The following is a 3,909-nucleotide window of genomic DNA, read 5'->3' as shown; positions in this document are numbered from 1 at the left end:
AAATATTAGTTTACTTTCAAAAACCCTAAAACATTGACTTCATAACAATTCCCCTGATATCCTCTAAATACTCAACAAAAGTATACATTCAAAACATTGTATATAAAGGGGCGATTCGAGTAACTATTTACAACGGTTTATTAATTAAATTTGCCCATATTATAACTCCAATTGTACTTAGAACTACAAGAACTCCAAATATAATACCAACAATGTCACCTAAACTTTCTAGTCCAAAAGGTAATAAAAAGGTAACAACACCCACTAAATAAGAAAACATCCCAAATATTTTAGCTAACTTATTTTTATCACCTATAAAATTTCCTTCTTGATATCCGGCAATAAGAAATAGACGCTTTTTAATATGAATTTGATAACCAATTAGAATCATAATTAAACTAACAATTGTACAAGTAATAAAGCCACCCACCATTATTAATCCCCCTTTTAACAGAAATTTTACCATAATAAACCAAATTATATTTTGAAGATTTTTCTTAAAGTTTACATAACCCCACTTATCAGTAGCAAAACAGAAAAGGAACTGACTCATAAGATTATGAGTCAGTTCCTTTTCCACTCTTTTTTATAATATATGTAGAATTTCATAATAGTAAAAAACAATATTTCTACTCTGCCCGTAGTATCGGCCCCACCTACGCCAAATACCCTGATAGCCACTCGTGCCATCCAACCCATTATTATTATAACAGAAAGCGCTTACATTGTAAATGATATCCAGATTTTCATGATTTTAAAAAACACAATTCCCTCTATCTAAAGGATAAGGGTAATTGTATTTACATAACTTCCGTTATTGGTACTGAAAAAGGATCTTCAAATGAAGATCCTTAGGCTATTTATAGTGTATTTAAGTTTATTCAAAAGTAAGGTCTTTATTTACCTTAATTTCTCTCCACTTTAAATTATGTAATTGAGTAAAGTCTACCATGTTAGGTTCTTTTATTAATTTTTCAAAATCCAAACCTTTTTTACCCAAATCATCTAAAGCATTATTACTACGCAGGCCGAACCTCATTTCCCAATCTTCACTTTGATAATCTGTCTTCCAATCATAAATATTAGTTTTGTTGTAGGTAATAGGAGTAAATTTACTTGGAATGACTAGAAGAACATGATTTTGTCCTTTTTTGTCAATATAACTAGCTATATGGTATGTACCAGATAGCCCCGCATTTTCTTGTTTCTCCTCCAAAGTATTAGGTCCAGAGCACTGCCATTGCGCACCTGCTTCATTATCTTTCATACAACTACCTATTCCTTTAATAGGATTTCCTGTTGCTTTTGCTTTCTCTTTAATTTCCATTACATCTACATGATTTATACGAAGATACGCATAAAATAGAGTTTTTTCATCATACGTTAGCTCTCTTTTTTTATTACTTTTTTCACCAGAACCTTGGTTATTAGATACTTTTGTTTCTTCAGAACAAGAACTTAATAAAAAGGTTAATAGTAATAAAAGAAAAACAGGAATGCTCTTACCTAATATTTTTTTCCGTTTTTTATTAAAGTCCATTAATTCTCTATCTCCTTTTTCTAAACACATATTTCTTTCAGGTGTACCACCAACATTTTAACGAAAATATACGCTAAGCAATTCGACATGAAAAAACGTTGATTTTACTACTCTAAGCAACTTATTTAATCTCAAAAACGAGGGTATTTGAGACAAATGAAATTGAACCTAAAATATGTTGAAAATAGCTTTAAATAGGTCTCAAAACACGTCTCTAAACCAAAGTCTCAATTGAAATAGGCAATATTGAGCTTTGAGAATCCCTTAGCGTATAAAAAGGTTAAAATGTGCGTGCTACCCCTTTATAAGCTTAATAAATAGAATATGGAAATAAAAGTAAGTCTATGACCTGTTTTTACACGTATCTTGGTTGAACCCCTATATGGCCTCACACGACCATTTTTAGCTTAAAATCAGTTATCGTTCATTTCTTTTATTATACCTGAAGCACGACAATCCTTAGCAGTACCGTAACAATCTAAGGTTAGAGAATAATATCCTGTTTGCATCTTCCAGAAAAAAAAGTTACCTACACGACCACCTGGAGCGACAACAGTTCTGTCAATAACATCGCCATCTGGATCCTTAAAAGTTACAATAACGCTGTGATTACTCGATGTGTCTACTTTGGCGCTATAACTTACATGGTTCAAGAAATTTATATAAAGATGTGTACTTTTAACATTTTTACCTTTATATAATTCAACTTTATTAGAATCAATAACATCTGCGGATGCTGGTGTGGCTACTCCTAAGGAACTCAAAATCAAAGAAAAACTAATAGCAAGAACTATTATAAATTTTTTCATCTTTTCCCTCCTCGTATTGTAATACAGACCAGTCAGTTTTTATTATAAATTGGTAAAATGTTACAAACAATATAAATTTACAATTATTCGCTCTTTAATTAAACTCTGTTTAATTTTTAAATGATTAAATGTATATCATATACATGTTCCGTTAACATAACGTCCCATTATTGGTAGCAAGGATATGGTGGAATCCGCTTTAAAGCAAGGATTTCAACTTATCCTTGCTTTATTTTTCTATACACGATTTTATACATTGCAGAGATATTAGGGTTTTTCAGACTTACGAATGGCCTGTATTAGTACAAAAATCTGTATAGAATTCTGTATAAAAAATCCCTGCATATAAGCAAGGCTTTTTCTATTTCCAAAATTGCCACCACTTTTTTTGTTGAGTGGCTGCAATCAATTTTTTAGTCTCCTGGTTTTCACGGATCATAGCCATTAGATTTTGATCACGTTCATCCATTCTTTGAATCACAGCTTTTTGAAAATCCTGTTGTTGTTTTTGCTGTTCAGCTTGTTGTTTAACTAGCCCTTTTAGTTCTTCTAGTTGTTCACTTTGATTTTTATTAATCTGTTCAAGTTGTCCAAGCCGTTCATATAACCCGTTCATGGTGTCCAAGATGTTCATAGATAAAGGTTCTACTCCATTATTATCTGTTGAGACAGTAATAATTAAGGGTACTCCACTTGTTTGTAATTTTTTATTAACTTCCTCTTCATTCATGTTATCGTTATACAACTTTTTTATCTGTTTTATGATTTTTACAGAATCAGAATGAATAAAATATTTGCTACGATTCCCTTGTTTTACTGTAAGGAATTGTTCATGTCTTCTTATATAGCGCTTTAATGTATTTTCAGATACATCAACCTTTTTAGCAAGATCATTTACGCTTATCCATTCTTGGTTGTTTTCCATCATGAACACCTCCAGTCTGTTCAAATGTCCATCTACCTTCCATCTATCTATACTAAAAAATTCTATATATATCAAGCAATTGCCTGTAAACCGTTCATTCTGTTCACGCAATCTGTCCATTCTGTTCACATAAAAATATACACATGCTATTCCCATAAAAGAATAGGAAAGAAGAATAAGATATATTGGGAATCCCTAAAATGTTCAGGAATATATATAGTCTAAGGGCGGGATACCCTGCCAATCTAATCCGCCCTTAAACTATAAACATTCCAAATAAATTACATGTTTTAATAATAATTGCTATTAATTTGGACAAGCCATATATACAAAGATTTATACAAAAATTGCAAAACAATAAAACAGAAGATTCGCACTGTTATAGGAATGTATAAAATAGAGCATAAAGAATGAGTCGCAAACTATACGCAAAATGTTGATATAATGAGGATGTTTAAAAGAAAGAACTTTTGATAATGTTGCGTTATGTTAACCTGGCATGAATAGAATATACAACCCCAAAAAACAATACATCGCTCTTTCTGAATGGTATAATTTGGTTAAATAACATTGTGTATAAGGGGGAAGTCATGAGTATTAGAAGTTTATTTGACATCAAGCTCTTGCTGATTGGG

4 protein-coding genes are annotated in these 3,909 nt (G+C 31.2%); all 4 read right to left on the bottom strand.

Annotated elements, in window-relative coordinates:
- Window positions 1-127: 127 nt before the first annotated feature.
- The 4 genes from LOK41_RS27555 to LOK41_RS27540 all read right to left on the bottom strand — a co-directional run bounded on the left by LOK41_RS27555 (window position 128) and on the right by LOK41_RS27540 (window position 3,274).
- Window positions 128-433: a DUF3784 domain-containing protein gene (locus LOK41_RS27555; RefSeq protein ID WP_078177539.1), complete on the bottom strand. Its 306-nt coding sequence runs from the start codon at window positions 431-433 to the stop codon at window positions 128-130.
- Between the two features lie 444 nt (window positions 434-877).
- A complete protein-coding gene (locus LOK41_RS27550; protein WP_241819289.1) occupies window positions 878-1,540 on the bottom strand; it encodes a hypothetical protein in 663 nt (220 codons plus the stop codon).
- 413 nt (window positions 1,541-1,953) lie between these two features.
- Window positions 1,954-2,349 carry a hypothetical protein gene (locus LOK41_RS27545; RefSeq protein ID WP_241819288.1) on the bottom strand — a complete coding sequence of 132 codons (396 nt, stop codon included), beginning with the start codon at window positions 2,347-2,349 and terminating at the stop codon, window positions 1,954-1,956.
- A 361-nt stretch (window positions 2,350-2,710) separates the two neighbouring features.
- A complete protein-coding gene (locus LOK41_RS27540) occupies window positions 2,711-3,274 on the bottom strand; it encodes a DUF3967 domain-containing protein (RefSeq protein WP_241819287.1) in 564 nt (187 codons plus the stop codon).
- Window positions 3,275-3,909: the final 635 nt, after the last annotated feature.

Origin of the sequence: Bacillus sp. TL12 (assembly GCF_022625245.1) — a bacterium.
In the GTDB taxonomy this organism is placed as follows: Bacteria; Bacillota; Bacilli; order Bacillales; family Bacillaceae_G; genus Bacillus_A.
The sequence above is the reverse complement of the archived record's forward strand: the minus strand, read 5'-3'. Positions and strand labels throughout refer to the sequence as shown.

Excerpts from the sequence above, each read along its gene's own strand:
- LOK41_RS27555 (WP_078177539.1), bottom strand. The coding sequence starts at position 433 with ATGGTGGGTGGCTTTATTACTTGTACAATTGTTAGTTTAATTATGATT.
- LOK41_RS27550 (WP_241819289.1), bottom strand. The coding sequence starts at position 1,540 with ATGGACTTTAATAAAAAACGGAAAAAAATATTAGGTAAGAGCATTCCT.
- LOK41_RS27545 (WP_241819288.1), bottom strand. The coding sequence starts at position 2,349 with ATGAAAAAATTTATAATAGTTCTTGCTATTAGTTTTTCTTTGATTTTG.
- LOK41_RS27540 (WP_241819287.1), bottom strand. The coding sequence starts at position 3,274 with ATGGAAAACAACCAAGAATGGATAAGCGTAAATGATCTTGCTAAAAAG.